The sequence below is a fragment of the Sulfidibacter corallicola genome (assembly GCF_017498545.1).
GTDB lineage: Bacteria > Acidobacteriota > Holophagae > Acanthopleuribacterales > Acanthopleuribacteraceae > Sulfidibacter > Sulfidibacter corallicola.
This window is the reverse complement of record NZ_CP071793.1, coordinates 2,612,178-2,628,792: the sequence shown is the minus strand read 5'-3', so window position 1 is coordinate 2,628,792 and position 16,615 is coordinate 2,612,178. Positions and strand designations below refer to the sequence as shown.

Here is a 16,615-nt window from a genome sequence, read left to right as displayed (position 1 = left end):
CATTTAAGTGAATTAGCCGCGATGTTGCCTCGACGCCACTTACAAAAAAACGAAAAGTGGGTTTAGGTGGTCAAGAATGTGGATAGCGGCGACTCTGTCGTCCGTTGAAAGCATGTCACGAGTTTTTTGCGTCTTTCCACCATCTATCGTCGTGTTTGCGCATTCGAATGAGCACGAACACATTCCGAACTTGATCTGGGACACGGATGCAATAAAAAAGCGGGCCGTGAAGCCCGCTTGAAAAGGGAATTTTTGAGAAAGGAAGTGTCGATTTTCGTGGAGAAATTTGGTGTCGCGGAATGCTTCGAAGGCTGGCCCGGCTACGGTTTGTAGATGAAGCGCTCGCGCACGATCAATCCGTTTTCCCACTCTTGAATGGCCACCTGGTCGTATTTCTTCACACCCCAGTCCTTGTGGGTGTAATCGAAGTGCCAGAGTACCATCGTGACGTTGTCGCCCACGGCCACCGATTTCACCGCAGCCCCGCGAAACTCGGTGATGCTGCCGAAAAATTCTTCTTCGCGCTTGCGGTTCAGTTCCTTTCCGACGAAGGGTTCCGCGTCGTTTTCCTGCATCTCGACGTTGTCGGCGTAGTGTTTGTCGAATCCTTCCAGGGCTTTCCCGGTGAGGATCGAGTTGTTCAGGTCATCGATCTTGGCTTTCAGGGTCTCGTACTGGCTCATCGTGCAACCTCCGTGCGTTTGATTGGACACCGGACCTCAGTACAACCATCGTGCCATGCCGGTGTATAGGAGATAACGCGAAAGATTTCAGTCATTTGAGGGGAAAGCTGGTTGCCGGGGAATGCTTTGCGTTAAGATGGATCAATCAAAATGATCGAGTGCCGGTGTCAAAATGAAGGGGGTACATCTGGTGCCTTTTTCAAAGCATCGCGGGCAGGGGAGTGGCTGTGAAATTTTCTGATTTGGACTTGCGTGAAATGCTGGAAATCCGCGACGGCCTCGTCCATTTCGGTGGCCGTCGGGCCCTCATTTTCGATCCCATGGCCCTGGGCATCCTGCGCAAGGAACTCGTCCGGATGTTCGGCACCCACGTCGCCCGCGGCTTGTTGATGCGCATGGGCTACTACCACGGATGGGTCACCGCCCAGAACCTCAAGGACGACTTCCCCTGGGACGACGACGGTGAGTGGCGACGCGCCGGAGCCCGCCTGCACCAGCTTCAGGGCCACGTGTTGGCCGAGGTGCCCGAGGACGCCGAGGAGCGGGAGGACAACCTGTTCGCCTGGTGTATCTGGAAGCAATCCTACGAGGCCGAACAGCACATTCTGCATTTGGGTCAGGACAGCGAGCCCGTGTGTTGGGCCCTGACCGGATTCGCTTCGGGTTACATGAGTCAGGCCAATGGCGAGGAGATCCTGGCTCGCGAGGTGCGGTGCCGCGGCAAGGGCGATCCGGTGTGCTACCTCGTCGCCAAGCGCAAGTCCGATTGGGGCGACGAGGCCGAGGAGCTGGAGGCGCCGATTCTCTCGCCCTGCCTCGACCACGCGCTGCAAGTGGCCGCCGAGAAGATCAAGAAATTGGAGAACAAGCTGCGCAATCGTTCCCGTTGGTTGGAGGACGAGACCCTTCTCTCGGAAAAGATCATCGGGCGTTCTCCGGCCATGCTGCGCGCCATGGATTTGGCCAAGCGGGTGGCCAAGGTCGATTCGGTCGTGTTGATTACGGGCGAGAGCGGTGTCGGTAAGGAACGGTTCGCGCGGTTGATCCACGAAGAATCGGCGCGCTTCCGCGGGCCGTTCGTGGCCGTGAATTGCGGTGCGGTCACCGAGAGCCTACTGGAGAGTGAGCTGTTCGGCCACAAGCGCGGTGCCTTTACGGGCGCGACCCAGGACCGACCCGGGCTGTTCGAGGCCGCCGCCGGCGGCACGCTGTTCCTGGACGAAATCGGCGAGCTGCCCCAGACGATGCAGGTCAAGCTGTTGCGGGTGTTGCAGGAACGGGAAGTTCGGCGGGTGGGCGAAAATCACAGTCGTGCCATCGATGTGCGGTTGATTGCCGCCACCAATCGCGATCTCGCCGAGGAAGTCGCCGCGGGTCGGTTCCGCCAGGATTTGTATTACCGTTTGAAGGTCATCGGCCTTCGATTGCCTCCCCTGCGCGAGCGGCGCGCGGACATCCTGCCCCTGGCGCGCCACTTTCTCCGCGAGCTGTGCGAGCGCTTGGGTCGCGACGGCCTGGAGGGCTTTCATCCGGAGGCCGCCGATCAACTTCAGCGCCACACCTGGCCCGGCAACGTGCGCGAGTTGCAAAACGCCGTGGAGCACGCGGTGGTGCTGGCCTTCGGCAATCGCATCGGGCGCGACGATCTACCCGAAGACGTGCGCGGCGCCGTGATGCCGAACTTCACGGCCTCGCCTACCAAACGCCTGGCCGATATCGAACGCGAGGTCATCCTCTCGTCGCTCGCGGCCCATGAGGGAAACCAGACCCACACGGCCAAGGCCCTGGGGATCGGTACCGCCACGCTGTACCGGAAGTTGAAAGCATACACCGATGCCGGTTTCCGCCTGAAATGAGCGCGCCCCTTCGGAAGCGGGGGGTCCCTTTCCGAAGAGGCACGGTTTCGGGTTTGTGGTGTGGGGATTCGGGAACCTGTTCAATCCACAGGCATTTCTGGGGATCAATGGTTTCGAATGGTCGGTCGATATTCGATGCCCCATTTGGCCACGTACTGTTCCAGAGGCTCCAGGCCCATTTTCAAGCGACGGATGTTCACGTTGGCTTCGTCTTCGATGGGGTGGAGTTGGTAGGTACCGTCGGGTTGCCGCACGACCTGTGAGCCGTAACGCTGTTTCTTGCCCGTGCGGGCGAGCACCCGGTCCACCAACAGGGCCATGGAGCTCTTGGGCAATTCGCCCGATTCGGCCGCCGCGGACAGCAGCGGCAGGTACTTCTCCTGCACCTCCAGCGGCGCGTGTTGGATGACGAGAAAGGCCGTGGTCTGTTGGTAGCCCACCATCGACTTGCCCGGATAACCGTGCTCGGCGATGATCTTCTCGACCTTGGCGAGGTTGACCTTGTCCGTCGCCTGGATTTTGGCGCGCAGTTCCCGCGCCTCGGGTGAATTCGATCCGTGTTTTTTGATCGTTGCGTCCAACTGAACGCGATTTTCCTGGTCCGCCGTACGGATCGATTTCAATTCATCGACGAGCTGTGCGTTGAATTGGGATTGATACATCTGCTGGTTCTCCACCGCTTGGGCGACCAGGTTTTTCCAGCGCCAATGGGTGTGGAGACTGCGCAGTGTGGCGTCTTTACGCATGTGGGCGTCGTCCGTCCAACCCATGCGCACGGCGGTGGCGAGGAACTCGATCGCCTGTTCCGGATCGCGATTGAGTGCCGAAGCCCGGGCTGCACGGTAGTAGTCGAACGCCTCGCCGGAATTGGGAGGATCGATGTCGAACGCCTGGAAATAGTAATCGACGGACAGGGCGTAGGCCTTTTCCTTGAATTTGGCTTCCGCTTTTTGGGTGAGGTCGTGATAGGACTGGCCGAAGAGGTGGCTGGAACACCACAGCAAGGCCATTGAAAAAGATAGTGGTTTCAGCATATTTCTCTCCCGAAAAGGTGAATCGGATGGATGGAATGTTGCGAATCACGACCGACGCCTGCTCGGGCCCGAGGGCGTATCGGCCGTGGTTTCACCCAAATTGAGCGATTCTTGGCGGCGCACCCGCACAATCTGCTGGGCTGCAACGCATTGTGAAAATGCTCAACGTACTTTCCAAGTACGCCTGCGCTTTTCCCAGCACGTTTCGCCTCAGCATCTTGAGCGATTGCATCCACCCGAATCGCACACTTTGGGTTTCATCATATCCGGGAGCGGCATTTTTTCTGTGCGATGGCCCAACTGTGTGCAAATAGTGAGGAATGGCCCGGGCCGCCGCTCGAGGCGACACCGGGCGAGACGGTTAGCCGGTCTTGGTGACGACGGGCATCACCACCTTGGGTTCGATGAAGGTCATGGAAACACTGGCCTCGTCACATTCTTCCATGTGGCGTTTGTAGACGGGGTGGGCCAGGCAATCGACCACGGCCTTTTCCGAGCCGGCATGGGCGGCGGCCTGATCGCGCCAGGCGACCAGCTCGAACCAGGTGCCCGACTTTTCGTCCTTGGCCGTGTAGGCGCCCAGGTAGCCGTCGATCTTGGCCATGATGTCGCGGTGAACCTCTTTGTCGAGTGCCAGGTGGGCGTCCTGGTCGACATCCGGCAGCGTTTTCCAGCAGACGCCCAGCCAGCATCCGGCGTGCTTCAATGCCGGCGGCTCGGTGCCGTGGACGCAGCGAACCTCGCCGACCTGCATGACCACCGAGGACTCGTTTATCTGGCCCATCCATTTGGCGAGCTTGGGGTCGGTGTGTACGCTCTTCGAGGCGTGCTCGAAGGCGTGGCGATCCTCCCAAATGACCAGGTCGATCCACTCCTCGTGGATGCCCGGGGGGCAGAGAATCCGGTCCCGAAAGCCCGGGAGTTGGGATATGGCGGTTTCGTGGGTTTCCAAGGCGGCTTGGCGGTGTTCCTCGGGTGCGACGCCCGGGGACAACGCGTAGCGAACCATTTCAATCAACATAGTGCCCTCTCATTTGTAGTGTGCCGCCTCCCCGGGTAAGGCGGCCTGATCCAAACTATAGAGTTGCCAAATCCCAAACAAAAACGAAAAATACTTGAAGAAAATGAAGAAAATTTTGTGGAAGTTTGTGAGGCAGCCGTGGATTACAACAAACTCAGAACCCTCGCCGTGGTCGCCCGAAGCGGCGGCATCACCGCGGCCGCGCGGCAATTACACCTCACCCAGCAGGCGGTTTCGGCACAGATTCACGCCCTGGAGTCGGACCTGAACATGGCGTTGCTGACCCGTGCCCATCGTCGGGTCTATCTCACCCGCGAGGGCGAGCGCCTGGTGAGCCTGGCCAACGAGCATCTGGACACCATCGACGCCGTGGTCGATCGCATGAGGTACGGGCTGGGGCGCGTGGAGGGCGTGATTCGGTTGGGGATCTTCGCCGAGTACGCGGCGCCGCTGCTGATGCCGCGCTTGGCGGCGTTCCAGAAGGCGTATCCCGGCGTTCGGTTCCAATTGACCTTGGAGGAGGATCGCGACCTCGAGCGGTTGTTGACCGACAACGAACTGGACGTGGCCTTCATCGTGGAGTTCGGCAATTACCAACTGTTCGAGCGGCGGCCCTTCGCGAGAGTCGACTACCAGCTCTACGCGACGCCCGCGTTTTTGCGGGAGCACGCACCCGAAGACCTGGCGGCCGTGGTGGCGATGCCGGTGGTCGATTTCACCTTGGGATGTGCCGGTTTCACCATTTGGATGAAGCGCAATGCGCCGCACTTGCTCCCGCGCGTGCAGGCCAAGTTACCGCGGATGATGGTCTCGGCCGACAACTGCCTCAAGGCGGCGGCTCTGGCAGGCGTGGGGATGGCGGTGCTGCCCTGGTTCATGATCGCGGAAGAGGTGGCGCGCGGCGAGTTGGTTCGCGTGGTTTCGGACAGTCAGGCGATCACGGCCGTCATCGACATGACGACGAAGAAAAAGCGCAGTCCCAGTTTGGTGATCGACACCTTCCTGGCGTTCATGGTGCCGGGCGAGCAGGGAATGGATCGACGGCCGCCGGTACCACCGGGTGGCGTGGCGGGTTATGATCGGCCTGAGGGGGAGCGATGAACACCATCACCATCAACGAGGAACAGGCGCTTTGGTTCCGGGCGCGACGGGGTTTTTTGGCGGGGCCGGGTGCGGCGGACGCGGCCAGCGTCGCGCGGGCTCTGGTGGGCGTACAGGCCCAGCAGGAGGGGCCCGCCCGATTGGCGCTCAGTCAGCGCATGGCGGCGAGGCCAAATGTTGCGGCGCTGCAAGCGGCATTGACCGCCGTACCCGAGGGACTGGTGCACACCTGGGGCCAGCGGGATACGCTTTTCTTTTTCGAATTGGCCGATTGGGCGGACGTGGTCGCCGCACGGGATCAGTGGGGGCCAGGTCGCCGGTTGGGCCCGCGGCCGAGCCTGGAGACGCTGGCGGCCTGTGGCGAGGTGGTCGAGGCCGCGGATGCGCTGATGACCAAAGGCGTAGTGGACGGACTGGTACCGGAAAGCCTTTTGGAGGGCCTGCTGCCCTATGCGGAAAAGGCGCAGATGGAGCCCCTGCGATTCGCCACGACCCGGGTGATGTGGGCTCTCGCCCAGAGCGGCACGGTATCCCTCGCGGGGAAACGGGGAGCCGAACGACTCTACGGTGCCCGCACCTGGCTATTTCCCGAAATGGCCTGGCCACAGGATCCGGATCCCGTGCAAGCTGCGGCGCGGTTGGTCCGTCGTTACCTGGCCTCCTACGCCCCCGCCACGCCGGCGGATATCGCTCAGTTCTTCGGCGCCCGGGTGCGGGAGGTGCGGGACTGGTTGGCGGCTCTGGCGGGTGAACTCGTCGCCGTCGAATGCGGTGACCGCAAGGGTTTGCTCGCCCTGGCCGTCGATGTCGATACCCTCCGCGAAACCCCTGGCGACGAGGAGGACTGGCCCGTGCGTTTGTTGCCGTTGTGGGACAGCCTGCTGATGGGCCACAAAGACAAGTCCTGGTTGCTTCCCGAGCCCGCGGACGGCAAGCGGGTCTGGCGTCCCGGGGCTTACGTGACCGCCACGGTCCACGCCCGGGGCAAAATCGTGGCCACCTGGAAACACGAGCCGCGCAAGCGTGGGCTACGCGTGAAGGTGACGCCGCTGAGCGGTTGGCGTGCCTCGTTTACCGAGGCGGTTGCCGCGGAGGCGCAAATCGTGGCCACCCATCTGGAGCTGCCCGAAGCCGAGGTCACGATCACCTGAGCCGAGATCTCGTATCTCTTTCGAGCTTGGCTCTCAGCCGCCTGGAAACTCGATCCTGACGCGAAATACCGATTCGGTTCTCTCGACGCGCATCGTCCAATGGAAGCGATTGCAAACCCGTTTGGCCAGGTTCAAGCCGAGACCAAGGCCTCCGCTTGCGCGAGGGGCGTCCCCGTCCGCCGCGTTCTCGAAGATCAGGTGCCCGTCATCGGCGCTGATGCGCAGCCCGGGCTCGGACGCGTACCGCATCGCGTTGGTGAGCAGGTTGTTGAACAAAATCGTCGCGAGGTGGGCATTGCACCGAACCTTCACGGGGGACGGAACCTCGATTTGGAGGTCGAAGCTGTCGTTGCGGGACAGTTGGAAGTGATGGATCACGCTTTCTTCCAGCAGGGGTAACAAGGCCGTTTCGCGGATGTCCATGTTCTCCTCGCGGGCGAGGGCCAGCAGCGTCGAGATGGTCTGGTTCAGCTCGACCACCGTGTTTTGGAGCAGCTTGCGGTTCTCCGGCGTCATGTCCGAATCGGTCTCCAACTGGTTGCTCAGGAGGGTCAGGACGGAGGCAGGCGTGCGCAGCTCGTGGCTCACGTCACGGGTGAAATCCGTTTCTCGTTGCAGAACGGTTTGGAGGTGGGTGATGCTCGCTTCGATCGTCTCGGCCAGAAAACCCACTTCGTCGTCAGGGTAATCCCTGGCGAATCCCGGTTTCATGTCCCGTTGGCCGACCTCGGCGACGGCGTCCGTCAGGCGACGGAGCGGCTCCACCGCGGACTTGGCCACCAGCGAGGAAACCCAGGCGGCCAACGCACAGGTCAAGGCGATACCGAGCAGCAGCCACAAGGAGACGGTGGGCAGGTAGTCACGGCTGACTTCGTAGCCCGAGACGTTCGCGGCCAGGACCGCGGTGGTCGGGCCCAGGTCAACCTGGCGCGTGTGGATCGTGCCATCGACGGCGTCGTCGAATTCGATGCGGTTGGGGTCTGCACGGTGTTGCCGTGGAATCGGATCCGGCATCTGGTCCCAAGAGTCGTAGAGGGTCATGAACGCCGGACGCGGTGCCACGACCATTCCGGTTTTCGCGTATTGATCCGCGATGAAGGCCGCCTCCCGTTCCACCAGGCGGTTGAAGATGTTGTCTTCGATGACCCAGGAATAACCGAGAATCAACACGCTGAAAACGGCGCTCATCAACAGGGCGAAGCCGAGGAAGAAACGTTGGATGCGGGTGGCGATACCCCGTTTAAAGCGCATCGTCGCACTCCAGCCGAAAGCCCACGCCGTGAATCGTCTTGATCATTCGGCTTCCGAACGGTTTGTCCACGGCTTTCCTCAAGGTGTAGATGTGCGAGCGCAACACGTCGCTGTCCGGATGGTCCTCGCCCCAGATCTTTTGGGTCAGGGCATGACGGCCGACGGCGTTGGGGTAGGCCTCCACCATGGCGAGCAGGATGTCGAAATCGGTGGGGCTCAAGGTAATGGGTCGCCCCTCTCGCGACACGGTTCGCCTGTGTCGGTCCACGCTCAGGGTTCCGATGACGATTTCCCTGGACTGGTGCAGGTTTCGGCGTCGGGCCAGGGCCTGGCAGCGGACGAGCACCTCTTCGAGAGCGAAGGGTTTGGTCAGGTAATCGTCGGTGCCCGCCTGGAAACCAACCACCTTGTCTTCCAGGCTGTCGCGTGCCGTCAACATGAGAACCGGCACTTCGCGAGGATGATCGCCCTTGATCTGCCGACACACGTCGACCCCGTCGGCGTCAGGTAGCATGAGGTCCAGGATGACCACATCGTAGCGGTTTTCCAACGCCAATCGAATGCCCTGATCGGCGCGGAACGCGAAATCGATCGTCATCCCATGGCCCTGCAGGTAATCGCCGACGCGTGCCGCAATATCTTCGTTGTCTTCGATGATCAGGATGGAAAGCGTCTGCATGGTCCTATTCTACGCGTTCCGGCGCTGCTTCCCGGGCTTTTCCGGGGACGACGCCGGCGCCTTTTCCGCCTCCGAAAACCACCTCCAGGCCAGAGAACCTCGTGCATGTCGTCGTGCGTTGGCGGACCTTCACGAATTCACGACAAATGGATTGCTATCTTTCGGAGCGAACAGGAGGTGTTCACGATGAAAGTGTTTCTGTTTTTGGCGTTCGTTTCACCGTTTGTGGGGGCCTGGTTCTCAGGGAATCAAGCCACCGGCAAAAGGGTGGCTGTCCTGATCTCCAGTTATGGCCTGCTCAAGCCGGACCTGAGTTATGACCTCGAGGAATTGGCCCAGGCCTACCTGGTCCTGCATGACCATGGCATCGCCCTGGACATCATCAGTCCCGCGGGCGGTGCCGTTCCCGTCAAAACCAACAAGGACACGCTTTCCTATATTCAACGGTTCAAGAACCATACGCCCGCGCTCCGGCAGTTGGGAGCGACGATCGCCGCCAAGAACGCCGACCCCGGTAAGTATGACGGGATTTTCATCGTGGGGGGCGGTGGCGCCATGATGGATTTGCCTTCCGATCCCGGCACCCAAAAGCTGCTTACCGAACTCGTCAAGGCGGGACGGCCCATTGCCGCGGTCTGCCATGGACCCGCGGCCTTGACGGATATCAAAACGCCGGACGGTGGTTTTTTCGTGGCCGGCAAACAAATCTGTAGCTTCACCAATGTCGAGGAAAAGGCCTTCAGCTCGGAGATGCTCGATCGCTTTCCCTTTTTCATCGAGGACCGGATGCGCCAACGGAACGCGATCTACGTGTCCAACGCGCCGATGCTGCCCTACGTGGCGGTGGATGGAAATCTGATCACGGCGCAAAACCCCGGTTCGGTGGCCCGCGCCGGCGAGGCGCTCGTGAGCAAGCTCGGTTTGACGCTGCGGCCGCGCACCTTGTTCAAGGACGAGGCCGCCATGGCACTGCTTGCCCGTGCCAGGGTTTCGGGCAGCTATCAGATCGACCTGGCGCTCAACAGCCAAGCCGCCGCTTACGACCACCAATACCTGGCCCTCTACGCCTTTTACAGCTACCGCCTCGCCCAAACCGTGGCGGACAAGCGCACCGAGCTGGGCATCATGGCGGCGGTTTCCCGGCACGTCGCACACCCCATGCTGTTGGACGCGCTGGTGCGTGCCCAGCATGAGCAGGGCTTCGGGAAAAAGGCGGCGAATTCCCTCGATCGCCTGGAACGCGACTTTCCGGAGCACGCCGCTCTGGCCGAGTTGAAAAAGCTGGTCGGAGCGGATTGAGCGGGTTGCCGTCTGCCCGTGGCTCGGCAAGGGGGGCCCGGGCTACTCCGCGGAGGGGAGCGAGATCGCGCATATGTCGGTGATGCGCAGCAGGGTCCGCTTGCCGATCGTCGTGGGCAGGATCTCCGCCTCGAACCTGCCGTCGATCGTTCCCGTGATCTCCTCGGCTTCGGTATCGCCCTCTTCGTTGAGGAACAGCCGGGCACCGAGCAGGCTCGCGTTGAAGGTGCCCGACAAGGTGTCGCCCTCGTTGGCCCCGTAGGCTTCCAGGTTCACCGTGCCGCCGGTCGAACTGAAGGTCACGGGAAAGTCGGTGATCCCGTCCTTGATTCGGGGATCGGACATGAAGAGCAGGGCGTCTCCGTCTTCGAAGGGGATGAGCGCGAACGAGTAGGTACCCGGCGCCGTGAGGCCCTTGTTCAAGGCGATCGTGATCAGAATGTCGTCCAGCAGGCTCCCTTGGGTGATCATCTCGGCGTCGCTGGTGACCACGGACGGAAAACCGGGCACATCGTTCAGGCTGCCCAACCCTCCGGCGATGAAATTTCCCTCGTACCCATAGCTCAGGCCCTCCGAGGGGAAGGACAGATTGGCCGTGAAGAGGTTTTCCTCCAACTCCACCTTGACGCTCAGGCTGACCTGGGTCACGGCGGTGTAGGGGCTCAGGTGGCGTGGGTTCAACGCCACGGCCATCAGGTGCCAGCCGCCTTCGGTCAACCCTTTGAGATTGCCGACCGAGGCCGAGGTGCTCGGCCCCGAAACGTGCTGGATCGTCCCGGACTGCTGGTTGAACTGGAACACCATGACCTGGCTGTCGCCGCCGCTGATGTCGAAGACGGCTTTCCGCTTTTCCGGCATGTCGGGATCGTCCAGCCGGATCAGGTACATTGCCGCGGCCAGGTCGGCCAGGCCGAAGTTGAAGACGGTTTCGTCGTCGGGATCCTGGATTTGAAAGAGTCCGGAGCGCAGACCCAGGAAGAAGGCCGATTCGAGTCCGTAGATCTCGCCCTGCATGTAGCGTTGGAAGAAATTCGTCCACCATGGCAGGCCGGCCACCTCGCCGGCGGTGTCGACCACCGCTTTGACGGGATGGGCCTCATCGCGGATTTTGGTGAAAATGTTCAGCGAGACGGCGTCGCCCTGGGTGTCCACCAGGTGCTTGTAGAGGGATGCCATGCCGTACCCGTGATTCCGGCTGCCGTTGCCGATACCGGCGTGCATGCCGCGAAACGGGGCCTCGCCGTTGCCGCCGAAGGTGCCGGGCACCCAGTTCGGCGTGTCGGTGAAGCGCTCCTCGATCCAGGAAGCCGAGGCTTCGCTCAACCAGTAGTGGGTCGATTCGAATTTGGCCTTGGAGTAACGGTTTCGCGGATCGTACAGCGCTTCCACCAGGTGGAAGAACTCGTGGCCGGCCGTGACGTTGATCTCCTCGGTTTCGGCCAGGTGGATCGAGTTGAATTCCAGGTAGCCGTAATTGTCGCCGAACACGGAACTGCTGTAGTAGCCGAAGACCGAATCATCCAGCCTGCGAACGGTGACCCGTACCGGCCAAACCGTGCGCGCACCGTAGTCGAAGCCGAGGGCTTGGATCCGCGAATAGGCCGTTTCCAATGCCTCGCCCAAATTGCGGACGTCGCTCTCGGATGTCCCCAGTCGCGGGTAGGTGATGTGGAAATGTCCTTCGTCGCTGAGGTGTTCGGCATACAGAAGTACCCGTATTTCGCCGCTGATATTCAGTCCGCCGTCTCGGCGCTTGCTCGTTTTGAGCGCCGGCGGGGCCGGCAGCGTGGCCGTGAGGATGTTGCCCGAACGCTGAGTATCCAGCAGGGTCCAGGTCTTTTGGGTCGCGCCCTGGGTGGTCAGAAAACTTTCGTCCGAGAATCCGATGCCTGCAGAGGCGCTCCCGTCCAGATCCGCCATGTCGATCGAAACCGTCAGGGGTTGGTTGAAATCCACGGGTAGACCCGAGAGAAAGTAGCCCGGTCCGGTAGCCAATTCATGGGTCGAAGCGCTGTCGCCGCTGAGGATGGCGACCCTGTTCGATTCGGCGAATGCCGCCGCGGGGACCGTCAAGGTCAAGTCACCGGCCGAGATTTGGCCGCCGGAACCGTCGACGGTCATTTCCCCCGCGACCTCGAATTCCGGCGAGACCGGCAACAGGGTGGCGACGGCATTGCCCATCGAGGGCTCCTGGCGGTCGTTGAACACGAAGGAGGTTCCGGCAAGCGGTTGGTCGGACTGAGCCACCATGTACAGGTTCTCGCCGCTGGTTACCAGATCGCCCACGACCCTCGCGAAGGGCAGCATTGGCTGGACCGCGCTGAGTACCTGGCTGCCGACCCGGTTGCCCGACCCGTCGAAGAAGAACAGGGAAATGTCCGCGGCGGCATCGCCCACGTTGGCGACTACCGGACCCGAGGTGAAGCCGTCCTTGACCGGCAGGAAATTGTAGACCAGTTGGGTGCCCACGTCGTCACTGCCGCCGCTGCCGGGTAACCGGACCGCATTGCCCTGGGACGGGGACGATTTGCTGTCCGTGGCCAGGTTGTTGGTGACCCAACCACCGAAGAGCCGAGACGGGTCGGATGCTTCGACGAACACCGAAAAGCCGCTGCCCGCACCCAATGCGTCGAACAGACTGGATGCCTTTTCCTCCAAAAATCCGCCGGCCGGGACACGCCGCGTTTGCGTGGTCGATTGACCGTTCTCGCGGCGCGCGCTCAAGTTGATCTCCATCTCCGAATCGCCCAGGTTGTTGATGAACACGACCGTTTCGAAGAGGTCGTTGCGCGATACCCAGGGAAAGAACAGGGCTTGGCTGTCGTCGGTGACTCCGGTCGCGTAGGCGTTCCCGATGGAGGGCTCGCCGATCGCGTTGAAGACGAACGAGACCCCGGTGAGGAAACTACCCTGGGGGCCTTCGGCGATGATCTGCAGATTGGATGTGGGTTGGCCGCCCGCCAGGTCGTTGGCCAGGACCGCGTGGGGACGTAACGGCTCCAGGTTTTGCACGGTGACCGACGGAAGCTGGGTGCCCTCGCGCGTGAACAGGTGGAGCGTGACATCGACGGCCGTATCGCCCACGTTGACGATGGCCGGCGCCGAGATCGACCCCTCGAGCACGGGCAGGTAGGGGAACAGCATCTCGCGGCCCGTACCCACTTGCCGGCTGTCGGTGAGCTCGTGGATGGGAATGGCGCGGCCCTGCGAAGGTGACTTGCCGGTCACGGTCGTGAGATTGTAGGTCACCCAGCCGCCCTCGATGTCGGATGCCGCCGCCTCCAGCAGGATGGTGAACCCCGAACCGATACCCAGTTGAGGGAACAGGGCGTTCGCTTCCTCTTCCAGGAACCCTCGAGCGGGAATGGTACGGGTCGTGGTGGCTTCCCGCACCGAATCGCTCGCGTTCTGGCCGCGATAGGCGGTAAGGGTGATCGTCACTTCCGACAAGCCCAGGTTGGTGACGAACACGACGCTCGAAAACTGATTGTTGTGTGAAACCCAGGGGAACACCAAGCGGGTCTCGTCCGCCACTTGCTGCGACCAGCCCCAACTCGAGACACACCACATCAATATCCATGAAATGCGCGTTACCTTCATCGCCTGCCTCCCTTGGACGGACCCTGGCCCTGAGACGGGAATGCCCGCGCAAAGCCATTGGGTCACACGGGTTTCGCGACTCGATGTTGTTGCTGACACACTGGGTAGTTGTCTTTAATTTAGTGTCCGGGCGGCAGCGAAACAATCTTCGATCGCGGCGGGGCGACATCTCGATCGTGCCCATCCGGTAACGAAATCATTTCTACTTCCCGAGCGGTCCGGCTGGATGGGCACGCGGTCAGGTATCGGGAGTCCGGTCTTGGCAAGATCATCGTGCAAAGGCTATGAGCTGACACCTGATACCTGACTGCCGATACCGGTTGGGGTTGGCAACCCTGCCGATTCAGAGGTGCATTTTTAGAAAAACCCTGTTTCTCGATGGGCACCGGATGGGGCCAACAGCGGTGCAGGGTCCATGAAGGTCGCGTCGGTATGGGGGGCGCCGAGGGCCCACCGCGACCTCGGCAACGCGCGACTTCGGTTGCCTTGGGAAAAACGAAGTCCCGTTACTGTTGGTGCGATGGGTTGTCTGGGGGAGTCGCGGAGGAATGTGTTCCTCTCAGATAACGACCAAGACGCCTTTGTTGGGTCTGTTGATGTGTTTATAGACTCTTTTAAGGGGTTTGATTGACGAAAATAAATTGTTTTTATTTTGTCTTTTTGGTGTCTGTGTGATTCAATGGGTCAGGTTGCTCTATGACCGAAATTTTTTCGAGTGGTGAAAACATGCGTGAAATTGGAAAGACCTTGATGTTCTTTGGCGTGGGCTCCGTCATTCTTTACTTTCTCCAGATGGAGTTCATCATCCTTGCCTGGATCGATGCCTGGGGAGAGGGGATCGGCTGGCTGATCCGATCCGGGCTGATCGTACTCGGCGCCGTCCTTTTCTTTCTCGGTGGCGGGTTCCAAAGCGGTTACGAGGAAGCCTGATCCGGGGAAGTCCCAAGATCGCGAAAAAGATCCAAAAAGAGGCCTGGCAAGGAAGTCCCCGAGGAGGGTTTCCTTGCCAGGCCTTTTGCGTTTCACCGTCCGAAATCGAGTCCATTGGATCCGTGGTGGGCTCGGTCTTGATTTGTTTTTTTGGACAAATTGTTGAATATGAGTGAGTTAAATGAAATGGAGAAATTCGGGGGAACTCGTTTGAGAAAAGATTAACCCTTTGGTTAAGTTTTTGGTTGACGGGACGGGGGAGTGCTTTATACTTAACCGAAAGGTTAAGCTTTTTGCATTTCTTTGCCAGACCTGTTCTTTCAAAGGAGTAATCATGTCTTCACTGACCCTGACCCGCACCATCGATGCGCCGGTCGCCCGCGTCTTCCAAGCCTGGAGCGATCCCCAGTTCATGCGTCAATGGTTCTTCCCCGGCGAGATGCGTTGTGAGGCGACCCTCGATTTCCGGCCAGGCGGTGCTTATGAGCTGCGCATGATCGCCAAGGACGGCGAATACGTCCATCACGGTCACTACCGCGAGATCGTCGATCAGCGCCATATCTCCTTCACCTGGAACTCGCATGTCGCCACCGATACGCTGGTTTCGGTGACTTTCGAATCCATTGGTGAGCGAACCCTGCTGACCTTGGTCCATTCCCAATTCCAGGAACCGGAGCAACAGCGTCTCCACGAGCAGGGCTGGACCGGTTGCTTGACCAATTTAGATCGTTTCTTTCAAAACGCCGGTCGCGAATCCGGTGAGGAGGTAAAGTCATGACCCTGAAGCTCTACGGCGTGTTCGCCAGCAGCTATTACAACTTCGCCAAATTGGCGCTGCTCGAGAAAAACATGCCGTTCGAAGAAGTTCCCCAACATCCCAATGAAAAAACCTCGGGATTTTTGGCCATGTCGCCCGTCGGCAAGATTCCCTGTATGGAAACGGAAGCGGGTGTGCTCAGCGAGTCCCTGGCCATCGTGGCCTACGCCGAAGCCCAACAGCCCAATCCCGCCCTGTTCCCGCAGGAGCCCATGGTTGCCGGTCGGGCCATGCAGATCCACCAGTTCCTCACCCACTACGTGAACGGTGCCGCCGGCAGCTTGGTACCGACCGGCTTTTTCGGCGCACCCGAGGACCAAGCGGTCACCGATGCCGGTTTCACGCAGGTGAACGAAGGGGTTCAGTACCTCGCTCAGGTATGCGTCTTCGATCCCTACATCGCCGGCAAGCATCTCAGTCACGCCGATCTGATCGCCTTGGTCTCGCTGGACCTGGTGGAAAAGTTGGCCGAACTCTACGATCGGCCGAACCCGCTCGACGCGCTGTCCGGCTGGCGGAACCTGCGACCCGTGCTCATGGAGCGGCCCCATATCAAGGCAAGCATCGAAGGGCGCGACGGTATGTGGCAACATATCCTCCAGAACAAGGCCATGTGACGCCCCGCGAGAGGGCCGGCCGTTGGCCGTCACCCTCTCCACCGAATGCCTTTCGCGCGGGTGTACGGCCGCCGAATCGACGGTGCTCCGAAACCAGACCACCCTTTCATCGAACTCGAGGAACTCACTATTGGAAGAACTGCAGCGAACCGAAGCGCAAGAGGAACAACTGGACCGCATTTTTTCAGCGCTTTCCGATCGAACCCGGCGTTCGATCCTGCTGGCGGTCAGCCGCAAGACCTGTACGGTCTCCGAGCTGGCCGAGCCGCACAACATGTCCCTGCCTGCGATCTCCAAGCACCTCAAGATCCTGGAGCGGGCCGGCCTGATCAGCAAAGAGAAAGAGGGCCGGATCTATCGGTGCAACCTCAAGACCGAAGCACTGTCGGCGGCCACCGAGCTGATCGCCTACTACAAGAAGTTCTGGGAATCCCGATTCGATGCGTTGGAAGCCTTTATGGCCGGATCCGACCCGGATGCGAACGCTGGAGCCGAAGCCGAAGCCGAAGCCGAAGCCGAAGACGCCTGAGCGGCTTCGGCTTTCCCGATCGAAGAACCGCTGGGGAAAGTTCCCGC

General features: G+C 60.7%; 14 protein-coding genes. 8 read left to right on the top strand and 6 right to left on the bottom strand.

All coding sequences use genetic code 11. The features are described 5' to 3' along the window. Positions 1-320 precede the first annotated feature (320 nt). Complete coding sequence (locus J3U87_RS07655; protein ID WP_237382449.1) at positions 321-683, bottom strand: nuclear transport factor 2 family protein; 363 nt, start codon at positions 681-683, stop codon at positions 321-323. Between the two features lie 257 nt (positions 684-940). On the opposite strand from J3U87_RS07655, the gene J3U87_RS07650 reads away from it, so the two are divergent. Then, positions 941-2,539, top strand: coding sequence for a sigma 54-interacting transcriptional regulator (locus J3U87_RS07650; protein ID WP_420038290.1), 1,599 nt, complete (start codon positions 941-943; stop codon positions 2,537-2,539). Between the two features lie 104 nt (positions 2,540-2,643). On the opposite strand, the gene J3U87_RS07645 is transcribed toward J3U87_RS07650, so the two are convergent. Both J3U87_RS07645 and J3U87_RS07640 read right to left on the bottom strand, forming a co-directional pair. Continuing rightward, a complete protein-coding gene (locus tag J3U87_RS07645; RefSeq protein WP_237382447.1) occupies positions 2,644-3,573 on the bottom strand; it encodes a DUF6624 domain-containing protein in 930 nt (309 codons plus the stop codon). Positions 3,574-3,934: 361 nt separating this feature from the next. Continuing rightward, a complete protein-coding gene (locus J3U87_RS07640; RefSeq protein WP_237382446.1) occupies positions 3,935-4,594 on the bottom strand; it encodes a hypothetical protein in 660 nt (219 codons plus the stop codon). A 138-nt stretch (positions 4,595-4,732) separates the two neighbouring features. Here J3U87_RS07640 and J3U87_RS07635 point away from each other — a divergent pair, with 138 nt between their 5' ends. Together J3U87_RS07635 and J3U87_RS07630 are read left to right on the top strand one after the other, a co-directional pair. Further along, on the top strand, positions 4,733-5,695 hold the full coding sequence (locus tag J3U87_RS07635; protein ID WP_237382445.1) for a LysR family transcriptional regulator: 963 nt from the start codon (positions 4,733-4,735) through the stop codon (positions 5,693-5,695). Further along, positions 5,692-6,846, top strand: coding sequence for a winged helix DNA-binding domain-containing protein (locus J3U87_RS07630; RefSeq protein WP_237382444.1), 1,155 nt, complete (start codon positions 5,692-5,694; stop codon positions 6,844-6,846). The genes J3U87_RS07635 and J3U87_RS07630 overlap by 4 nt, the downstream gene beginning before the upstream one ends. 33 nt (positions 6,847-6,879) lie before the next feature. Here J3U87_RS07630 and J3U87_RS07625 read toward each other — a convergent pair whose 3' ends face one another. Together J3U87_RS07625 and J3U87_RS07620 are read right to left on the bottom strand one after the other, a co-directional pair. Continuing rightward, positions 6,880-8,097, bottom strand: coding sequence for a sensor histidine kinase (locus J3U87_RS07625; RefSeq protein WP_237382443.1), 1,218 nt, complete (start codon positions 8,095-8,097; stop codon positions 6,880-6,882). Beyond that, positions 8,087-8,776, bottom strand: a complete 690-nt coding sequence (locus tag J3U87_RS07620) for a response regulator transcription factor (protein ID WP_237382442.1) — start codon at positions 8,774-8,776, stop codon at positions 8,087-8,089. The genes J3U87_RS07625 and J3U87_RS07620 overlap by 11 nt, the downstream gene beginning before the upstream one ends. 186 nt (positions 8,777-8,962) lie before the next feature. Here J3U87_RS07620 and J3U87_RS07615 point away from each other — a divergent pair, with 186 nt between their 5' ends. Further along, positions 8,963-10,075 carry a type 1 glutamine amidotransferase domain-containing protein gene (locus tag J3U87_RS07615; protein ID WP_237382441.1) on the top strand — a complete coding sequence of 371 codons (1,113 nt, stop codon included), beginning with the start codon at positions 8,963-8,965 and terminating at the stop codon, positions 10,073-10,075. Between the two features lie 42 nt (positions 10,076-10,117). Here J3U87_RS07615 and J3U87_RS07610 read toward each other — a convergent pair whose 3' ends face one another. Next, positions 10,118-13,675 (bottom strand): hypothetical protein, encoded by a 3,558-nt coding sequence (locus J3U87_RS07610; protein ID WP_237382440.1) that lies wholly within the window; start codon positions 13,673-13,675, stop codon positions 10,118-10,120. Positions 13,676-14,401: 726 nt separating this feature from the next. On the opposite strand from J3U87_RS07610, the gene J3U87_RS07605 reads away from it, so the two are divergent. From J3U87_RS07605 to J3U87_RS07590, 4 genes are all read left to right on the top strand, one after another. After that, entirely contained in the window at positions 14,402-14,605 is a 204-nt protein-coding gene (locus tag J3U87_RS07605) for a hypothetical protein (RefSeq protein ID WP_237382439.1), read from the top strand. A gap of 334 nt (positions 14,606-14,939) precedes the next feature. Beyond that, on the top strand, positions 14,940-15,383 hold the full coding sequence (locus J3U87_RS07600) for an SRPBCC family protein (protein ID WP_237382438.1): 444 nt from the start codon (positions 14,940-14,942) through the stop codon (positions 15,381-15,383). Next, on the top strand, positions 15,380-16,039 hold the full coding sequence (locus J3U87_RS07595; RefSeq protein WP_237382437.1) for a glutathione S-transferase family protein: 660 nt from the start codon (positions 15,380-15,382) through the stop codon (positions 16,037-16,039). The genes J3U87_RS07600 and J3U87_RS07595 overlap by 4 nt, the downstream gene beginning before the upstream one ends. 130 nt (positions 16,040-16,169) lie before the next feature. Next, positions 16,170-16,568, top strand: a complete 399-nt coding sequence (locus J3U87_RS07590; protein WP_237382436.1) for an ArsR/SmtB family transcription factor — start codon at positions 16,170-16,172, stop codon at positions 16,566-16,568. The last annotated feature ends 47 nt before the right edge of the window (positions 16,569-16,615 follow it).

Coding starts and splice junctions, on each gene's coding strand:
- J3U87_RS07625 (WP_237382443.1), bottom strand. CDS start 8,097: ATGCGCTTTAAACGGGGTATCGCCACCCGCATCCAACGTTTCTTCCTC.
- J3U87_RS07630 (WP_237382444.1), top strand. CDS start 5,692: ATGAACACCATCACCATCAACGAGGAACAGGCGCTTTGGTTCCGGGCG.
- J3U87_RS07655 (WP_237382449.1), bottom strand. CDS start 683: ATGAGCCAGTACGAGACCCTGAAAGCCAAGATCGATGACCTGAACAAC.
- J3U87_RS07650 (WP_420038290.1), top strand. CDS start 941: ATGCTGGAAATCCGCGACGGCCTCGTCCATTTCGGTGGCCGTCGGGCC.
- J3U87_RS07645 (WP_237382447.1), bottom strand. CDS start 3,573: ATGCTGAAACCACTATCTTTTTCAATGGCCTTGCTGTGGTGTTCCAGC.
- J3U87_RS07640 (WP_237382446.1), bottom strand. CDS start 4,594: ATGTTGATTGAAATGGTTCGCTACGCGTTGTCCCCGGGCGTCGCACCC.
- J3U87_RS07615 (WP_237382441.1), top strand. CDS start 8,963: ATGAAAGTGTTTCTGTTTTTGGCGTTCGTTTCACCGTTTGTGGGGGCC.
- J3U87_RS07605 (WP_237382439.1), top strand. CDS start 14,402: ATGCGTGAAATTGGAAAGACCTTGATGTTCTTTGGCGTGGGCTCCGTC.
- J3U87_RS07610 (WP_237382440.1), bottom strand. CDS start 13,675: ATGAAGGTAACGCGCATTTCATGGATATTGATGTGGTGTGTCTCGAGT.
- J3U87_RS07620 (WP_237382442.1), bottom strand. CDS start 8,776: ATGCAGACGCTTTCCATCCTGATCATCGAAGACAACGAAGATATTGCG.
- J3U87_RS07595 (WP_237382437.1), top strand. CDS start 15,380: ATGACCCTGAAGCTCTACGGCGTGTTCGCCAGCAGCTATTACAACTTC.
- J3U87_RS07600 (WP_237382438.1), top strand. CDS start 14,940: ATGTCTTCACTGACCCTGACCCGCACCATCGATGCGCCGGTCGCCCGC.